Consider the following 17,058-nt stretch of genomic DNA (forward strand, 5'->3'; position numbering starts at 1 on the left):
GCTCAGCCACCCACCAGGCCCCGCGCGCGCCAGTTCTTGAAGATCGAGTTGATCTGCCGGTCCGCCTCCGCGACCGCCTCCTTCGCGCTGACCTGGCCGCGCGCCGCCCGCCCGAACATCGTCGGCAGCACGTTGGTGTTGAAGATCTCGCCGATCGCCGGATTGGACGGCCCCGGATAGCCGATGTTGGCGCTCCACGACGTCGCGGTCTTGAGCAGCGAGAGCTTGTTGGCGGGCTTGGCGCCGAACGGGTCGTTGTCCAGCCAGCCGTTCAGCTGCGGCACGAGCGACGGCCAGCCGGGCAGGTCGTAGAGCTCGGAGTTGTAGGTGACCGCAGGGAAGTTGGCGGTGTAGTGGAGCAGGAACTCCTTGGCCGCGTCCGCGTTCTTGGCGTGCTTGGGGATGACCCACTGCTGGATGACGTGCTGGGCCGCCAGCGCCGCCCGGGGGCCGCGCAGCGCCGGCACGAAGAAGATGTCGTCACCGATCTTGGGGTTGGTGCCCATCGCGGTGCGCCAGGCCGAGATCGAGTTGAGGATGTAGGACGACTTGCCCGCGATCAGCGCCTGGTTGTTGGACGCGGGCACCCAGGAGAAGACCTCGTTGGTCTCGGCCTGCTTCCACAGCCGGGTCATGTACTCGACGGCCGCCACGGTGGCGTCGGAGTTGATCACGACCTTCTCGTTCGGGTCCTGCTCGGACGCCCCGTACGACCAGAGGAGCGCCCGCGCCGCCATGTTGGAGTCGGTCTCCGGCGACAGCCCGATGCCGCACGGCACGCCCGTCGTCCGCTTGATCTCCGACGCGCCCCGCAGCAGCTCGTCCCAGCTGCCCGGCCCGTTGGGCAGGCCGACCTTCTCCCACATCGACTTGCGGTAGTCGCCCGGGTCCGGCGACCAGCCGGGGCAGTACGCGTAGAAGCGCTTGGTATTGGGGTTGTAGCTGGATTTGCGGCACAGCTCCAGCTGCGGCCCCCACCGCCGCGTGGCCTCCTGCACCAGGTCGGCCATGTCCAGCACGGACGGCTCGTACTGCGAGAACGGCGCGATGTGCTGGATGACGTCGTGGCCCTGCTTGGCCTGGATCTCCGACGCCGCCCGGCGCGGCACGTCCACCGTGTTGATGTGGTCGACCCGGACGGTCACGCCGACCCGCTTGCCCCACTCGGCCACGAACTTGTCGAACCACTTGTCGTGCCGAGGCACGAAGTGGCTCCACATCAGGATGCTCAGCGAACCGCTGAGCTTCCGCGTGGGCGCGGTGAAGACCTCCTTCGGCGCCTGTCCGGGGTCCTTGGCCTGGGGTCCGCTGCTCTCGCTCGCGCAGCCCGCCGCAATGCCCGCGGCTCCCATGGCCACTGCCGTCGATTGAAGGAAGCCGCGTCTGCTCAGCTGCTCGGACATGGCGGAGTCTCCCTCGCCGCTGAAGGTCTTCCTTCGAAGTTAGATCGGCAAGGGGCCTCACATCCAGAGGCGAACGGGTAACCCTACGTAACTGTAGTCACACTCATCGCAACAGCCACAGAAGTCTCGGGAGTGACTACTTTCCGGTGGCGTCGGTGTAGGCCTTGAGGACTTCCTTGGGGTCGCCGTCCATCTTGATCCGGCCCTCGTCGAGCCAGATGACCCGGTTGCAGGTCTCTTCGATGACGTCCAGGTTGTGCGCGACCAGGAAGACCGCGCCCGCGTCCTTGCGCAGCTCGTCGATCTTGGCCTTGCTGCGCCGCTTGAATTTGGCGTCGCCGGTGGCGAGGGCCTCGTCGATGAGCATCACGTCGTGCGTGCGGGCCGCGGCGATGGCGAACCGCAGGCGGGCGCCCATGCCGGAGGAGTAGGTCGACATCGGGTAGTCGATGAAGCCCGGCTTGAGATCGGCGAACTTGACGATCTCGTCGTACTTCTCTTTGGTCTCCTCGGGCGTGAGGCCCATGGCGAGGCAACCCAAGATGATGTTGCGGGAGCCGGTCAGATCCTTCATCAGCGCCGCGTTGACGCCCAGCAGCGATGGCTGGCCGTCGGTGTAGACGCCGCCCTTGGCCGGGGGCAGCAAACCCGCGATGGCTTTCAGCAGGGTCGACTTGCCAGAGCCGTTGGTGCCGACGACGCCGATCGCGTCGCCCCGGTAGGCGATGAACGAGACGCCGCGGACAGCGTGGATCTCCTTCATCTGGGGGCGGTTCTCCCGCTTGACCACCCGCATCAGCGCGGTCGCCGCGTTGCCGCGTCCGCCGCCCGAGCCGTAGACCCGGTAGATGATGTGGAGATCGTCCACGACGACGATCGGCTCCCGGGTGGGATCGATCGCGACCGCCGGCTGCGCGTCGGACACCGGAGCCTTCTCCTTGAGCGCCTTAGCCACGCCCGTACCTCTCCTCCGCACGGTGGAAGTACCAGAATCCCCCGACGAGAGCGATCACAGCCCAGGCGATCGCGTACCACCACAGGTGGTTGTCGCTCCATCCCAGCTCGGGCAGGTCCTTGGTTCGGTAGGAGTCGATCAGCGAGGTGCGCGCAAGCTCCACGTAGACCGACCCGGGGTTGGCCTTCAGCAGTTCGATCAGCCACGGGTGGTTCTTGAGCCGGTCCTGGGCGATCGCAGGAATCGCGAAGATGACGCCGGACGCGTAGAGCCACGTCCGCAGGATGAACGGCAGCAGCTGCTGGATGTCGGGGGTGAACGCGCCGACCCGCGCCAGCACCAGGCTGAGCCCCATGTTGAAGCACATCTGGAGAAGGAGCATCGGCACGATCAGCAGCATGTGGAACGACGGCGTCTCGCCGAACGCGAAGAGAAGCGCGAACAGCACCACCATGGAGATGAGCAGTTGCTGGAGCTCCACGATCACGTGCGCGAAGGGCAGCGAGGCGCGCGGGAAGTGAAGCGCCCGGATGAGCGACAGGTTGCCGCTGATCGACTTGGCGCCCGCCGTGACCGACCGCTGGGTGAAGGTGAAGATGAAGACGCCGGTCACCAGAAACGGGATGAAGTGGGTGACGCCATGCTTGGTGTTCAGCATCACGCCGAAGATCAGGTAATAGACGCCGACGTTCAGCAGCGGTGTCAGGACCTGCCAGAGCTGCCCCAGCCGGGAGCTGGTGTACATCGACGAGGTCTTGGCGGAGGCGAAGTTCCAGATGAAGGTTCGCCGTTGCCAGACCTGCTGCACGTACGTGGTCAGCGGGGGGCGCGCCGCGCTCTGCTTCAGCCCATGCCGTGCGGCGAATCCAGCCAGCGACTCGCTGCTCTGCCCGTTCATTCGAGGAGACTCCGAGATCGTGCCGACCGGCTCGCCACCCGAGGAGCTGAGCCGTTCCGGGTGACTCATGCCGGGAAGCCTATTGCAGTCCACGATGTGTGAGGGACGTTCGCCCACATGTGACCCCCGCATTGTGATCTTTGGGAATCATGTCCTGTTCCTTGGGGATACCCCCGTCATGCGTGCCATTACCGGGAGACGAGCGCGGTGGTCACCGATCGTGATCGTGGAGCCGCCGCGGGTTGACCACGGCAGGGGGCTGCTCCGGCGGCTGGGCAAGATCGACCGGCGGGCCTTCGACAGTGTCGCGGCCGCCCATCTGCCGGGGCTGGAGTACGTTCTGCCTCGATTGTCGCGTGCCGCCGATCATGGTGTCCTGTGGTTCACCACGGCCGGCGTGATGGCCGTGTCACGGCGTGCCCGGCTGCGGCGGGCCGCGCTGCGCGGCTCCATCGGGATCGCCGTGGCGAGCCCGGTCGTCAACATCATCGGCAAGCAGGCGTTCCGCCGGAAACGCCCGGTCGTGGACCTGGTCCCGCCGATCCGGATCCGCTGGAAGCTGCCCACGTCACACGCCTTCCCCTCGGGCCATTCCGCCTCGGCGGCCGCGTTCGCCGCCGGAGTGGCCATGGAGGCCCCGCGCGCGGTCGCCGTGCCGGTGGCGGCCACCGCGGCGGCGGTGGCCTTCTCACGGGTCTACACGGGGGCGCACTACCCCGGCGACGTGCTGGCCGGGGTGGGGATCGGCATGCTGGCGGGCTTGGGCACCCGCCTGGTCTGGCCGGCCCGGCCGCCGGTCGCGCACGTCTCGCGCCGGACCACCCGGCCCGTGGAGATCACCGAGAACGGGGAGGGCCTCGTCGTGGTGGTCAACGGCAAGGCCGGTGTGGCCGAGCCGACCGCGAAGGGCGGGCGGTCGAAGGGCGGGCGGTCGAGGAGCGCCGGCCGCCAGATCCCGCCGGGGCGGGGCCTTGTTCCGGGCCGGACCGAGCTGGACGTGGCGGTGTTGTTGCGGGAGTTCCCCGCTGCGGAGATCATCCGGGCCGGGCAGGACGAGGACCTGGAAAAACTGCTCGACGAGGCGGCCAAACGGGCGACCGTGCTGGCCGTCGTCGGCGGGGACGGGACGGTCAACGCGGGGGCCCGGGCGGCCCTGAAGCACGACGTGCCCTTGCTGCCGATCCCTGGCGGCACGTTCGACCACTTCGCCCGTGCGCTCGGCATCGAGGCGCCCATGGACGCGGTCGCCGCGTACCGGGAGGGGTGTGTGGCCCGGGTCGATGTGGGATCCATCACATCCCGGGAGGGCGAGGACGGCCTGATCTTTCTCAACACGGCCAGTTTCGGGGCGTATCCGGAGCTGATCCTGCGGCGCCGCCGGCTGGAGACGCGGCTCGGCAAGTGGCCCGCGCTCGCGGTGGCGGCGGTCCGCACGCTCCGGCACTCCAAGCCGATCGAGATGGTGGTCGACGGCCGGAAACGCCGGGTGTGGATGGCGTTCGTGGGCAATGGGACGTACGGCTCGCGCGGCGCGGCGCCCACCTGGCGGGACCAGCTGGACGACGGGCGGCTCGACATCCGGATGATCACCACGGGCAAACGGGTGCCCCGTGTCCGGGCGCTCGCCGCGGTCCTGCTCGGCCACCTGCACATCACTCCGGGCTACCAGTCCTGGCACGGCGGTTCGCTCGAGCTGATCGCTACGAAGGGTGACCTCCGGCTGGCCCATGACGGTGAGCTGTCAACGGTCCGGGGCGTGGTGAAGTTCGCGAAGAAGCCCGGCGCGCTGTCGGTCTTCTGCCCCCGGATGCAGGGCTGAGAATTCTCCTTCTATTCACCCCCGCGTCGGAAGGAGAGCGGGCAACGGCGGAGGCCGGCGACCACGGACGAGCCGTTGTACGCGGCGCCGCCCGCCGGCTCGATCCGCTCGTACCGTTCCAGGAGGGCCTCCAGCACCAGCCGGATCTCCATGCGGGCCAGCGCCGCGCCCAGGCAGAAGTGCGGGCCGAATCCGAACGCCAGGTTCGGCGCCGGCGGCTTGCGCGCGGTGTCGAAACGGGCGATGTCGAAACGGCCGGCGTCCGGGCCGAACGCCGCCGGATCGCGGTTGGCCGCCCCGTACAGGAGCATGACCTTGTCGCCTTCGGCGATCTCCGATCCGCCCAGCGTGACCGGGCGGCTCGCCGTACGGAGGAAGTAGACGACGGGCAAGGTCCAGCGCAGGATCTCCTCGACCGCGGCCGGCAGCAGCTCGACCGGCCGGGACTTCAGGGCCGTCCACTCGTCCGGCCGTTCGGCCAAGGCCAGCAGCCCGCCCGAGAGCGAGTGCCGCGTCGTCTCGTTCCCCGCCACCAGGAGCTGGATGAGGAACATGACCAGCTCCATGTCGGTGAGCTTGTCGCCGTCCAGCTCAAGGGTGGCGAGCTGGGAGATGACATCGTCGCGCGGGGCCGTCCGCCGCGCGTGCGCCTCACCGATCAGGTAGGTGCCGCACTCGATCCGCAGGGCGCCCCGCTCCTCCTCGGTCAGATCGGGGTTCGCGCCCGGGACAATGGCCTCCGACCAGGCGTGGAAACGTTCCCAGTCCGCCTCCGGGATGCCCAGCAGCAGGCAGATCACCTGCAACGGCAGCGGCACGGCGAGACGTTCGACCACGTCGAAGGGCTCGTCCGCCGGCACCGCGTCCAGCAGCGCCGTGATCCGGTCCCGGACGGCTCCCTCCAGCCGCCGCAGCACCGAGGGCCGGAACGCTGGGGCCACCAGGCCGCGATAGCGGGTGTGGTCCGGCGGGTCCGTATGCATGATCGTCGGCGGCGCGTCGTACGAGTGCCCGATCTCGGGGATGAGGATCCCGTCGCGGGACCGGTACGTCGCGGGGTCGGTGACGACCTCCATCACCTCGGCGTGCGTGCCGGCGACCCACAGCGGCAGCTCCGGATGCCGCACCGGCGGCCGCCCGTGGAGCCGCTCGTAGAGCGCGACCGGGTGCCCCTCCCCGAACGATCCGTCCGGGAAGTCCTTCGGGATCACGAGAGGATGCCTTCGGGGCGCGGGATCCCCGCCGCGTCGCACATCGCGAGGTAGGCGTTCAGCGTCGACTCGCCGTCCACGACGCCGCTGATGTTGCCGTCCGCGTCGTACTCGATGAACGCGCCCTCGATGATGAAGAGGATGTCGCTGTCCTCCTCGATCATCAGCGTGTGGACCGATCCCGGCGGCTCGTGGATGAACGTCCCCGCCACATAGTCGATCCCGTACTCGGCGTACTTCCACCGTCCCGAGAACGTGTAGGCGTGCACGCTGCCCGTGTGCTTGTGCGCAGGCAGCTGGAACGGCGCCTTGAACCGGTTGCGCACCACCCAGGTGTCGGGCGACACCCGCAACACCTGCAGGCCCACCGGACCGGCGTTCACCCACGGAAGATCGTCAGCATGCACGAACCCGACCGGCGGGCCCATCGTCTCAGTCATGATCAAACGCTAGGTAGGGAGGAGTCCGGGCGCAAGGGTTGTGTGCTTTCGTGCCGGTTCGTCGGCGTCCAGATCGGGTAGGGCACGGTTCGGCGATGTGGGGGGCAGCCGATTCGAAAGGGTGAACATGTCCACGGGAGTCGATCCGAGCGCGCTGAGTGACGAGGATCTTCTGCGGGAGCTGGGAAGCCTGTACGACACCAGGCTCGACGCCTTGCGGCACGCCGCCGTCCAGGCGTTCGGCGAACACACCAAACGCATGAACCTGCTCGAAGCGGAGTACGTCCGGCGCCGCCCGGCCCGGGAGGTCGATCCCGGCCGCCTGCGCGCCGGCGCCCGCGCCCGCTAACGCAACAGCCCATCCACCAGCGCGCGGAGAGAGAGCTCGAACAGCCGGTCCTGATCGACCGGCCGTCCGAGTTCGCGTGCGAGCCCGGGTTCGATGCCGATCTCGTCGGCGTCCCGCCACAACTCGGCCGTGGTGGGGTGTTGCTCTGGACCGCGCCTGACCGCCCGTTCCAGCAACACGTATCCCACCACGTGGTGGAGTACGGCGCGTACCACCACGGCGCCCCGGCGTCCGTCCAGCCCGGCGGCGCCCACCTCACGCGCGAGCGCGCGCTCGGCCGGCAACATCATCAACGCGGTCCGGCCATGCTCGTACACGAGCGCGATCACATGTGGATGGTCATGGATCATCCGCCGCAGCGCTTTGCCCACCGCGATGATCCGCTGCCGGGGGCTCCGCCCGGCCGGGGCGACGTCGCCGAGCTGGGCCAGCACCCGATCCACCAGCTGGGCGATCAGGGCCTCCCGATTGCCGACATGCCAGTAAATGGCGGTCACCGCCACGCCCAGCTCCGCCGCGAGCCGCCGCATCGACAGCGCTTCGAAGCCCTGCTCCTCGACCAGCCGCATGGCGGCGTCGAGCACCGACTCCCGGCTGACCCTTGGCGTGTTCATCGTTATGGAACGACAGGCCGCTCGTGCTCGGCGACGGTCGCCCCGATGCAACTGCCTGGATGGCCCGTCGGCAGTCCGAGCCACCAGCCGGGCTCGCGGGTGACAACGATCTCGATGGGCTCTCGCCCCTGCTCATCTGCCATCCCAGAGCAATAACACACTCCGTCCGGCCTGGTTGGGCTGCGCCCGGATGGGCCGGGCGTGGCCGGATGCGGTCGGGAGGGGTTGGCGGGGGCGGGGGTCTCTGTAACGGTGTTACAGAGACCTCGTGGAGAGGGGTGCCGTCCCTATGGCCCGTGTCCGTTATGGTCCGCGTACCGCTGAGGAGCTCCGGGCTGCGCGGGAGGCTCGGGCCCGGATTCCCGACATCTGGTCCACCGGGGTCATCGCCCTGTGGGAGAGCGATCCCGACGCCGTCGCCCAGGTGTTGCCGCCGCCGCTCAAGCCGGCGGCGCGGCCGCTCGTGCGGGCCACGATCAGCCGCGTGGACCTGCCCGGCGGGCATGTGCTGGGGGCCGGATCGGTCGCCGTGCGGGCCGTGCACAACGGGCAGGAGGGCGACTATCCCCTCGTCATGCCGATGACGACCGAACGGGCGCTGATCGGCGGGCGGGAGGTCTTCGGGGAGCCCAAGAAGCTCGGCGAGGTGGTGGTGCGCAGGTCCGGCGACCATGTGAGCGCCGGGCTGACGCGGCACGGTGTCTCGTTCGTGCTCGTGGGCGGTGAGGTGACGGAGGAGCTGCCGCTACCAGGCGAGCACGAGAACCTGGACTTCTACTTCAAGTTCCTGCCCGCGCCTGACGGGAGCGGGTTGGACGGTGACGCGGCGCTTGTGCACTGCACGCGGCGGGGGAGGACGCGGTCGCTCCACCGGGTGGAGGGTGAGGTCGTCCTCAACGAATCGCCGTACGACCCGGTGGCGGACCTGCCGGTGCGGCGGCTTGTGGACATCACGCTCGGGGAGCGCACCTCCGTGCAGGAGGGGCGGATCGTCGAGCGCGTGGCGGCGGAGGCCGTGCTGCCGTTCGTTCACCAGCGTTACGACGACCCGATGCAGGTTCTCGATGCTTGAGCTGCGGGGGAAGGTCGCCGTGGTCACGGGGGGCGCGGGCGGCATCGGGCTGGCGATGGGACGGGCGTTCGCCGCCGAGGGCATGCGGGTGGTGCTCGCGGACGTGGAGAAGCCCGCGCTGTCGAAGGCGGCCGCGGAGCTCGGGGTGCTCGGCGTGGTGGCCGATGTGACGTCCGAGGCGTCCATGCGGGCGCTTGCCCAGCGGGTGTACGACGCGTACGGCGCGGTCCATGTGCTGTGCAACAACGCGGGTGTCGGGCCCGCCGCCGCGCCGCCGATCTGGGAGCAGGAGATCGGCGACTGGAAGTGGGGACTCGACGTCAACGTGCTGGGCGTCCTGCACGGGCTGCGGGCGTTCCTGCCCCGGATGATCGAGGCGGGAGAGGCCGGGCATGTCGTCAACACCGCCTCGGGGAACGGAGGCGTGGCGCCGATCCCGTCGGCGGCCGTCTACGCGGTGACCAAGGCCGCCGTGGTGACGCTGTCCGAATGCCTCTACGGGCAGCTCGGCGGGACCGAGATCGGGGTGTCCGTGCTCTTCCCGGGACCGCACATGCTGCGGACGGGGATCTTCACCGCCGAACGCAACCGGCCCGAGCGGTACGCGCGCACGACGGCGGGCCCGGCCCCGCGGACCGCCGACGAGGTCGCCGAGGCGATGCGCGCGCACGGCCTGGAGCCGGAGTTCACGCCGGTCGAGGAGGTCGCCGGTCAGGTGGTCGAGGGAGTGCGGGCGGGCCGCTTCTGGATCCTGCCGCCCAGTGAACGCACCGACAGCATGATCCACGCCCGCGCCGAATCCATGCGCGCCCGATCAGCCCCTACGTACCTGCAATGAATTGAGCGCTGCTGAACGAGGAGAGCGGCATGACGAACGACCCGTATCTGATTATTTCGGCGGACACGCACGCCGGGCTGCCGACCGAGCAGTACCGCCCGTATCTGGACCCCGCGCAGCACGAGGCGTTCGACGCCTTCCTCGCCCAGCAGACGGCCATCGCCGACGCCCGCAAGCAGCTGGGCCTGCAGAACGAGGAGTTCGCGGGCGCTTGGTTCGAGGAGCACGAGGAAGAACTACGTGCCGGCTGGGACGCGGCCAAGCGCGATGGCGAGCTCGACAAGGACGGCGTGGTCGGCGAGGTCATCTTCCCGGACGCCGATGCCGTGGCGGGCAGCACCGCCGCCCCGTTCGGGGCCGGGCTGGGGATGGTCGGCGCGGAGTACGAGCCGGAGCTGGCGCTCGCGGGCGCCCGGGCGCACAACCGCTGGCTGGCCGGGCTGTGCCAGGACTCCCCGGCACGGCGAAGGGGCGTCATCGTCGCGCCGATCGTGGGGAACGTGCCCGGCGCCGTGACGGAGATCCGGCGGGCGCACGCGGACGGGTTGCGCGGCGGCGTCATGATCCCGTCGATGTGGGGGGAGGGGGAGAAGCCGTACCACGACCAGGCGTACGACCCGGTGTGGGCGGTGTGCGAAGAGCTGGGCCTGCCCGCTCACACGCACGTCGGAGCCGCGCCGCGGCAGGAGCTGGGCACCCACCTCGGGCTGTACGTGACCGAGGTGGTCTGGTGGTCCGCCCGGCCGCTGTGGTTCCTCATCTGGACGGGCGTCTTCGAGCGCTTTCCCGGGCTGCGCTTCGGGGTCACCGAGGCCGGGGCCTGGTGGGCGGGCAGCCTGCTGTGGCAGATGGACGTCGCGTACGACCGCGAGCACGGCACCCAGAAGCTCGCCTCGTTCGGCGAGCACATGAAGCGCAGGCCGTCGGAGTACTTCGACGCGCACTGCTTCATCGGCATGTCGACACCGAAGCGCCGCGAGCTGTCGCAACGGTACGAGATCGGCGTCGGCAACCTCCTGTGGGGGAACGACTTCCCCCATCCCGAGGGCACCTGGCCGCACACCCGTGACTGGCTGGCCCACGCGTTCGCCGACATCCCCGTCGACGAGGCCCGTGCGATGCTGGGGCTGACCGCAGCGCAGACCTACGGCTTCGACACCGCCGGGCTCCGGCCGCTCGCCGACCGGATCGGCCCGACCCCGCAGGACCTCGGCCAGGACAAGGCCGACACCTCGATCTGGAACGCCGCCCGCGAGACCGGTCGCCACTGGCTGACCGGCCCCGATGTCCCGGCCGTCGTCGGAGCCGCCAGGAGGGCTCGATGAACCAGCTTGTCATCTCCGCTGACTCGCACGCAGGCGCCGACCTGCTCGACTACCGGCCGTATCTGGAGTCGCGGCTGCACGACGAGTTCGACGCCTGGGCGAAGGGCTACGTGAATCCCTTCGCCGACCTGCAGGCGCCCGAGGCCACCCGCAACTGGGACTCCGACCGGCGCCTGCGCGAGCTGGAAGAGGACGGCATCGTCGCCGAAGTGCTCTTCCCCAACACGATCGCGCCGTTCTTCCCCATGGCCAACCTCACCGCGCCGCATCCGGCCCCGGGGGAGTATGAGCGGCTCGCGGCGGGCCTCCGGGCGCATAACCGGTGGATGGCCGACTTTTGCGCGCAGGCACCCGGGCGCCGTGCCGGGGTCGCGCAGATCATGCTGAACGACGTGGACGACGCGGTCGAAGAGATCCGGTGGGCGCACGCGGCCGGGCTGACCGGCGGCGTGCTCGTCCCCGGCGTTCCACCCGGCGCATCCGTACCGCCGCTCCACTCGGAGGTATACGACCCGATCTGGCGGACGTGCGCCGAGCTCGGCATGCCCGTCAACCACCACGGCGGCACGGGTGCGCCCGGCCTGGAGCCCAACCCGGTCTCGCTCGCCGTCTTCATCGTCGAGGTCAGCTGGTACGCGCACCGCGCGCTCTGGCATCTCATCTTCGGCGGGGTCTTCGAACGCCACCCGGATCTGCGGTTCGTGCTGACCGAACAGGGCTCCGACTGGATCCCCGGGGTTCTGAAGACGCTCGACTACTACTACTCGCGCTTCCGTTCCGGCGACGCGACGGCGGAGGCGAAGTTCGGCGGCCCGGCGGCCTCGCGGCTCTCGCTCAAGCCGAGCGAGTACTTCGCGCGCAACTGCTACGTCGGCGCCACCTTCATGAAGCCGTCGGAGACCCCGCTGCGGCACGAGATCGGGGTCGAACGGCTCATGTGGGGCAGCGACTTCCCACATGACGAGGGCACGTTCCCCTACAGCCGCGAAGCCCTGCGCCGGACGTTCCACGACGTGCCGGCGGAGGAGAAGACCGCCATTCTCGCCGGCAACGCGGCACGGGTGTACGGCTTCGACCTCGACGCGCTGCGCCCCCACGCCGATCGCGTCGGCCCGTCAGAAGAGGAGCTCGCCCAGCCGCTGACCGAGCTGCCCGAGGGCGCCACCAGCCCGGTCTTCAACCTGGAGACGATCATTCGCGCCTGGTAAAGCTTCACTAGATAGATCGCGCGTCGGCGCCGCCGCCTCCGCGGCGCCGTGCCACGCTGTGTGCTCTCCCCCCGGCTGTCAGGACCGTCACGGCTCGTCGCTTCGGGGAGGTGTGGCCACGCTGTGGGTGAGGCGAGAAGGACCGGGCCCGCCAGACACGGCAGGCATCGCGGTGCCGAGGATCCCCCGCGGGTCCACGGTGACCAGCCCGGCCTGGCAGAGTGCGCGCTCCGCTGGTGGCCGTTCGTCGCCGGCGCGCTCGCGGTCACGGCGATCCTGCTCGGCACCTATCTGGTGGCGGGCATAGGCCTGGTGGCCGGCCTAGGCCCGCGTTCGCCGAATGCGTCAGCTGCCGAACGTCCCGTGCGGCCCGCGACGACCCCGCCGGCCAGTGCCGCCCGGTCCGCATCGGACACACCGCCGCCCGGCATCCATCGCTTGATCAGCACGTACACGACGCGCTTCAAGGCCGGCGAGCCGCGCGTCCGCAACATCCAGATCGGTGCGCGCAGGCTCGACGGAACGCTCGTCCGTCCCGGCGCCGTCTTCTCGTTCAACCGCGTCGTCGGCCCCCGCACCCGGGGCCGGGGTTACGTCCCGGCGCCCGCGATCGTCGGCTCCCGGATGGTGGACGACGTCGGCGGCGGGATCTGCCAGGTCTCGGCGACGCTGTTCAACGCCGTCTTCCAGGGCGGGCTGAAGATCCGCAAGTGGCGTCCCCACTCGATGTGGATGCCGGACTACCCCCAGGGCCGCGAGGCGGCGGTCGCCTACCCCGGCCTCGACTTCACCTGGCGCAACGACACAGGGCGGCCGGTGCTGATCCGTGCCTCGTACACCCACGCCTCGCTGACCGTCAGCCTGTGGGGCACGCGCCGGTACGAGGTCCGCACCCGGCGTTCCCAGCCTTACGCGTTCGTCCCGTTCACCTCGGCGGTCGTCCGCGGCCCTCGCTGCATCCCCATGACCGGAGGCAGGGGCTTCCAGATCGACGTGTGGCGCACTCTGAAGAGCGACGGCCGCCAGGTGCGCCGGGAGAAGTTCCACACGACATACGGTCCCCAGGCTCGGGTGCGCTGTGCCTAAGACGTCTCCAAGATTTGTCCCGTAGTTCGGCGACACAGGTCTTGAGGTTGTGCAGGGTTGCGATTCCTCGTGCCGGAAGGGTCGATGCCGTCACGTGGCGGCGGTATTGGCGGAGGATCTGCCAGTTTTTGAGGCGGGTGATGAGGTGTGTTCGGCGACGGCACCGCGGCTGCGGATGTTCTCGATGAGTTGGTGAGAACTGGCGCGGGTGCAGGCCGGTCAGGGAGTGTAACGGCGTTTTTGGCTGGTCGTGATATTCAGATGTGTGATCGGGACCACACGCGGGGCGTTGCAGAGGTTGTGTGACGGTGTGGGTGGGGTCGTGTACGTTCGGTGATGCTTGCCGTGTCGTCACCACCGGCCCGTATTTCCTGGTGAAAGGACCGCCCCGTCATGGCCGCCTCATCTGCCGCTCCGGTCGCGGTTTCGCGCCGGTTTCGGGGGCGGAACAAGGCGCCGGCGTGGCGGCGGCCGGATGAGGTGTCGGTGCTGGTGCTTCCGTTGGCGGTGACCGATCCGGGTGATCTGGTCCGGGTGGAGACGTTGTTCGCCGCGATGTGGTCCGTGAAGCGGGCAGTGCAGCGTGATGCCCGCGCCAGGGTGGACGCGTACTGGGCTGCCAAGCATGAGCGGGACGGGGATGGCGGTAAGGCTGCGCGTGCGCGGCTGGGCCTGTCGCGGGAAGGGTTGGAGCGGTGCGGTTACCGGCATCTGGAACGGTCGGGGCATCTGAAGCATCACGTGTCCAAGGCGCTGGTGATGCATATGGCCGACCAGGTGTGGGCCGGAGTGGACCGGCATATGTTTCCCGACGCCACGGGCCGCCGGTTCGGCCGCCCGAAGGCGGGGACGTGGTGGGACTTCACCCGCATCCCCGGCCGCGCCCGATCCCACACCAAGGTCAACAAGTGGGAGACGTTCCGGCTGGTCGGCACCCTGCAAGGTCACCTGGACGCCTACACGCGCGGCGTAAGCCTGATGCAGCCCCGGCGAATGCCCGTTCCGGCGCTCCCCGATGGCAGCACCGTCGCGACCGGCAAGATCCTTGCCTGCGGTGAGCCCCAGATGCGCAAGGCGACCTGGTGGGACCACGACGGGCCGTTCGCGGTGGTCTTCGCGGGAGGTCCGACTGGCACCCGGGGTGATCTGGTGCTGCCGGTACGGCTGCCACAGGGCCCAGGGCGGCGAGCGCGGCTAGAGCATTTCCTGGCTGACCCCGGCCAGTGGCACAAGGTGGACCTGGTGCGGCGCAGGAAGGCGTCGGCACCGGGCGGCTGGGTGTACGAGGCGCACCTGATGATCCTCGGGCCGGGCGATGCCTCGCCTGCGGTGCGGGTGATGCGCGACCGAGCCGCCCGGCTCGGCCGGGTGGGCGGCGTGGACGGCAACGTGTCCAACCTGTCGATCGTGTCCTTGCCCGCCACCGTCGACCCCGCCGACGGCCAGCCCACCTCCACCCGGATCGAGCTTTCCGATCAGGAACGCGCCCGGCTGGAGAAACAGGCCCGCAAGAGCAAGGGCCGGGCGCGGGCGCTGGAACGCTCACGCCGCGCCACCAACGCCCGGCAGTACGGCCTGTCGAAGAAACAGGCCGAACGTGCCGCCCGCCGCGCTGAGCACGGTCTGGAGCCCAAACAGGTGACGGTGCTGGGCGGGGCGCGCGCCGCCCGCGCCGACGGCGTCCCCAAGCAGGCCTACCGCCGCGACGAACTCTCCGGCGGTTACCACCGGGTTCGGTCCCGTATCGCCGAGGCCGCCGCGTCGGCTGCCGAGCACAAACGCCACCGCGCGCGGGCCCTGGCCCGGAACATCATCGCCGTGCATGGCCCGGTCTTGACGATCGAGGACTGCGACCTCCGCACCTGGTACCGGCTCTGGGGGCGCCGCCTAGCCCAGACCACGCCCGGCATGCTCATCTCCGCTCTGGCCACCGAATGCGGCTCGGCCGGGGGCCGCCTGCTGCGGGCCTCGACGTGGACGACCGCGCTGTCCCAGCACTGCCTGTGCGGCGCACGCGTCACCAAAACCCTCCGGGATCGCCAGCACCGGTGCGCCGCCTGCGGGCTGACCGGCGACCGCGACCTGACCTCGGCCGCACTCGCCGCGTTCGTCACCCTGACCGACCCTGACGATCCCACCACCGCATACCTGGACACCACCGCCTCCAGGCACGCCCGAATCGTGTACGGACAGGGGCTGGAAGAAGCCCTGCGCGAGTCAACCACACCGAGCCCGAAACCCCACCTGGGGCCGAGCCGCGTGGCAGCCCCACCCGCGAGCCGCACTCGCAGTTACCGGGGCGGGGCCTCTGCTCGCCGAATCGCCGACCAGCGGACCCGGACAACCCCGGATGAGACACGCCACCAGCGTGACCACGCCGGAAAGCTCGGACACCGCACCGGCCGCAACCCGCCAAATCCACCCGGATGAATAGCGGGACAAGTCTTAGGGTGGGCGCATGTCGCTGAACGAGGGCACGTACGAGCTGGGACCGGACAACGGGCGGCTGGTGCTCAGGACCAGCCGCAGCGGGCTGGGGCGTCGCGCCGGTCACGACCTCACGATCGAGGCCACCCGGTGGTCGGGGACCGCCACGATCGCCGACTCCGCCGGCACCTCTTCGGTCGAGGTGACCGTCGAGGTGGACGCCTTGGAGGTACGGGAGGGGACGGGTGGCGTGCTTCCCCTCTCCGACTCCGACCGCAGCGAGATCAAGAAGAACCTGCGCAAGGTGTTGCAGGTGGACCGCCATCCGGCGATCACATTCCGGTCCACAGCGGTGGAGGGGTCGGCCGAGAAGTTCACGGTCGAGGGCGAGCTGACCATCATGGGGCGGTCCGAGTCGCTGGCCGTGCAGGCGGCGGTGACGGACGGCCGTCTCCAGGGCGGCGCGACCATCCGGCAGACCCGCTGGGGCGTCAAGCCCTACTCGGCCTTCTTCGGCGCGCTCAAGCTCGCCGACGAGATCGAGGTCTCCTTCGACCTGACCCTCGGGTGAGCGCTAGCCGACGGGACCCTGATGGCGTGCCGCACGGGTGAACTGGTCGTCCAGCGTGCGCGGGAACGGGACCAGCCGGTGCCGGTCGCGCCAAGGGGCGAACTGGCGGACGACGTTGAACCCGGCGGCCGTGATGATCCGCGTTGCCCGGCCGGCCAGCGGCCAGGCCGGATAGACGTCCAGGTGCTCGACGCCGTCGGGCAGCGCGTCGGGGCGGCGTGGGGACACGAGGATGAGATCCGGGCGGAGCCCCTCCAGCGCGGCCGTCTCCTGGGCGTAGGCGACGAGTTCCAGGATCTCCTCGTCCGGACCCGAATGGACGATTAGCCAGCCCGTCGGGCCCGGCGGATCCCCGGCAGGTCGTGCAGGTGGATCGGTGAGCCGTAACGGAGCGATCTCGCGCGACACGGCCTCCAGGTGCGCGTGGTGCTCGGGCGCCAGCGGTTCGAGGACGAACGTGAGGTCGAAGCGCGGCGGGTCGGCCGGGAGGACCGGCTGGTAGTTCTCCCAGCGCAGAAGCCGGGCCAGATGGACCACGCGCGTCCCGGCCGGGATCACGGACGCCGTGAGCTCGCCGCGGAGCCCAGCCGGGAACGCGTCGATGATCAGGTCCCGGGGGGCCAGGGCGGCCAGTGTGTCCGCCGTCCAGCGGGTCAGGCCGGAGCGGTCCAGGCCGTGCGGCGGCCGCAGCACCGGCAGATCGCCGACCACGCGCTCGTCGGCGGCGAACGGCGAGTCCGACAGCAGCGTCACCGGCTCGTCCCAGCCGAGGGTGTGCAACGCCGCCCGGATCCGGGTGAGATGGCCGAGCCCGCCGCCGTGCACACAGCAGACGATCAACG

16 protein-coding genes are annotated in these 17,058 nt (G+C 70.0%); 9 read left to right on the forward strand and 7 right to left on the reverse strand.

The features are described 5' to 3' along the window. Positions 1 to 2: 2 nt before the first annotated feature. The 3 genes from F8566_RS39215 to F8566_RS39225 form a co-directional block, all read right to left on the reverse strand. Positions 3 to 1,403 carry an ABC transporter substrate-binding protein gene (locus F8566_RS39215; RefSeq protein WP_151567493.1) on the reverse strand — a complete coding sequence of 467 codons (1,401 nt, stop codon included), beginning with the start codon at positions 1,401 to 1,403 and terminating at the stop codon, positions 3 to 5. 136 nt (positions 1,404 to 1,539) lie between these two features. Then, positions 1,540 to 2,328 (reverse strand): ABC transporter ATP-binding protein, encoded by a 789-nt coding sequence (locus F8566_RS39220; RefSeq protein ID WP_151567719.1) that lies wholly within the window; start codon positions 2,326 to 2,328, stop codon positions 1,540 to 1,542. 22 nt (positions 2,329 to 2,350) lie between these two features. Then, the gene (locus F8566_RS39225) at positions 2,351 to 3,325 is read right to left on the reverse strand and encodes an ABC transporter permease (protein WP_151567495.1); all 975 of its coding nucleotides are present in this window, start codon (positions 3,323 to 3,325) and stop codon (positions 2,351 to 2,353) included. A 151-nt stretch (positions 3,326 to 3,476) separates the two neighbouring features. On the opposite strand from F8566_RS39225, the gene F8566_RS39230 reads away from it, so the two are divergent. Then, positions 3,477 to 5,075 (forward strand): bifunctional phosphatase PAP2/diacylglycerol kinase family protein, encoded by a 1,599-nt coding sequence (locus F8566_RS39230; RefSeq protein ID WP_225993918.1) that lies wholly within the window; start codon positions 3,477 to 3,479, stop codon positions 5,073 to 5,075. Between the two features lie 11 nt (positions 5,076 to 5,086). On the opposite strand, the gene F8566_RS39235 is transcribed toward F8566_RS39230, so the two are convergent. Together F8566_RS39235 and F8566_RS39240 are read right to left on the reverse strand one after the other, a co-directional pair. Continuing rightward, the gene (locus tag F8566_RS39235; RefSeq protein WP_151567499.1) at positions 5,087 to 6,286 is read right to left on the reverse strand and encodes a cytochrome P450; all 1,200 of its coding nucleotides are present in this window, start codon (positions 6,284 to 6,286) and stop codon (positions 5,087 to 5,089) included. Beyond that, positions 6,283 to 6,726, reverse strand: a complete 444-nt coding sequence (locus F8566_RS39240; protein ID WP_225993919.1) for a 2,4'-dihydroxyacetophenone dioxygenase family protein — start codon at positions 6,724 to 6,726, stop codon at positions 6,283 to 6,285. Before F8566_RS39240 ends, F8566_RS39235 begins: the two co-directional genes overlap by 4 nt. Before the next feature lie 127 nt (positions 6,727 to 6,853). Between F8566_RS39240 and F8566_RS39245 the strand changes: the two genes are divergently transcribed. Further along, entirely contained in the window at positions 6,854 to 7,075 is a 222-nt protein-coding gene (locus tag F8566_RS39245) for a DUF6158 family protein (protein ID WP_151567501.1), read from the forward strand. Here the strand turns inward: F8566_RS39245 and F8566_RS39250 are convergent. Further along, positions 7,072 to 7,689 carry a TetR/AcrR family transcriptional regulator gene (locus F8566_RS39250; protein WP_151567503.1) on the reverse strand — a complete coding sequence of 206 codons (618 nt, stop codon included), beginning with the start codon at positions 7,687 to 7,689 and terminating at the stop codon, positions 7,072 to 7,074. The two genes, F8566_RS39245 and F8566_RS39250, sit on opposite strands and share 4 nt — an antisense overlap. A gap of 289 nt (positions 7,690 to 7,978) precedes the next feature. Between F8566_RS39250 and F8566_RS39255 the strand changes: the two genes are divergently transcribed. The 7 genes from F8566_RS39255 (at position 7,979) to F8566_RS39285 (ending at position 16,216) form a co-directional block, all read left to right on the forward strand. Then, positions 7,979 to 8,761: an acetoacetate decarboxylase family protein gene (locus tag F8566_RS39255; RefSeq protein WP_151567505.1), complete on the forward strand. Its 783-nt coding sequence runs from the start codon at positions 7,979 to 7,981 to the stop codon at positions 8,759 to 8,761. After that, entirely contained in the window at positions 8,754 to 9,599 is an 846-nt protein-coding gene (locus F8566_RS39260) for an SDR family NAD(P)-dependent oxidoreductase (RefSeq protein WP_151567507.1), read from the forward strand. Before F8566_RS39255 ends, F8566_RS39260 begins: the two co-directional genes overlap by 8 nt. A gap of 29 nt (positions 9,600 to 9,628) precedes the next feature. After that, positions 9,629 to 10,924 (forward strand): amidohydrolase family protein, encoded by a 1,296-nt coding sequence (locus F8566_RS39265; protein WP_151567509.1) that lies wholly within the window; start codon positions 9,629 to 9,631, stop codon positions 10,922 to 10,924. Further along, the gene (locus F8566_RS39270) at positions 10,921 to 12,132 is read left to right on the forward strand and encodes an amidohydrolase family protein (RefSeq protein ID WP_151567511.1); all 1,212 of its coding nucleotides are present in this window, start codon (positions 10,921 to 10,923) and stop codon (positions 12,130 to 12,132) included. Before F8566_RS39265 ends, F8566_RS39270 begins: the two co-directional genes overlap by 4 nt. 123 nt (positions 12,133 to 12,255) lie before the next feature. Further along, a complete protein-coding gene (locus F8566_RS39275) occupies positions 12,256 to 13,218 on the forward strand; it encodes a VanW family protein (RefSeq protein ID WP_192810087.1) in 963 nt (320 codons plus the stop codon). Positions 13,219 to 13,704: 486 nt separating this feature from the next. Next, a complete protein-coding gene (locus tag F8566_RS39280) occupies positions 13,705 to 15,648 on the forward strand; it encodes a zinc ribbon domain-containing protein (RefSeq protein ID WP_151567515.1) in 1,944 nt (647 codons plus the stop codon). A 28-nt stretch (positions 15,649 to 15,676) separates the two neighbouring features. Next, positions 15,677 to 16,216 (forward strand): YceI family protein, encoded by a 540-nt coding sequence (locus F8566_RS39285; protein WP_151567517.1) that lies wholly within the window; start codon positions 15,677 to 15,679, stop codon positions 16,214 to 16,216. Between the two features lie 3 nt (positions 16,217 to 16,219). Here the strand turns inward: F8566_RS39285 and F8566_RS39290 are convergent, their stop codons facing one another. After that, positions 16,220 to 17,056: a hypothetical protein gene (locus F8566_RS39290; RefSeq protein ID WP_151567519.1), complete on the reverse strand. Its 837-nt coding sequence runs from the start codon at positions 17,054 to 17,056 to the stop codon at positions 16,220 to 16,222. Positions 17,057 to 17,058 lie beyond the last annotated feature (2 nt).

Source organism: Actinomadura rudentiformis (genome assembly GCF_008923185.1).
Taxonomy (GTDB): domain Bacteria; phylum Actinomycetota; class Actinomycetes; order Streptosporangiales; family Streptosporangiaceae; genus Spirillospora; species Spirillospora rudentiformis.

Excerpts from the sequence above, each read along its gene's own strand:
- F8566_RS39245 (WP_151567501.1), top strand. The coding sequence starts at position 6,854 with ATGTCCACGGGAGTCGATCCGAGCGCGCTGAGTGACGAGGATCTTCTG.
- F8566_RS39270 (WP_151567511.1), top strand. The coding sequence starts at position 10,921 with ATGAACCAGCTTGTCATCTCCGCTGACTCGCACGCAGGCGCCGACCTG.
- F8566_RS39250 (WP_151567503.1), bottom strand. The coding sequence starts at position 7,689 with ATGAACACGCCAAGGGTCAGCCGGGAGTCGGTGCTCGACGCCGCCATG.
- F8566_RS39260 (WP_151567507.1), top strand. The coding sequence starts at position 8,754 with ATGCTTGAGCTGCGGGGGAAGGTCGCCGTGGTCACGGGGGGCGCGGGC.
- F8566_RS39240 (WP_225993919.1), bottom strand. The coding sequence starts at position 6,726 with ATGACTGAGACGATGGGCCCGCCGGTCGGGTTCGTGCATGCTGACGAT.
- F8566_RS39265 (WP_151567509.1), top strand. The coding sequence starts at position 9,629 with ATGACGAACGACCCGTATCTGATTATTTCGGCGGACACGCACGCCGGG.
- F8566_RS39285 (WP_151567517.1), top strand. The coding sequence starts at position 15,677 with ATGTCGCTGAACGAGGGCACGTACGAGCTGGGACCGGACAACGGGCGG.
- F8566_RS39215 (WP_151567493.1), bottom strand. The coding sequence starts at position 1,403 with ATGTCCGAGCAGCTGAGCAGACGCGGCTTCCTTCAATCGACGGCAGTG.
- F8566_RS39255 (WP_151567505.1), top strand. The coding sequence starts at position 7,979 with ATGGCCCGTGTCCGTTATGGTCCGCGTACCGCTGAGGAGCTCCGGGCT.
- F8566_RS39225 (WP_151567495.1), bottom strand. The coding sequence starts at position 3,325 with ATGAGTCACCCGGAACGGCTCAGCTCCTCGGGTGGCGAGCCGGTCGGC.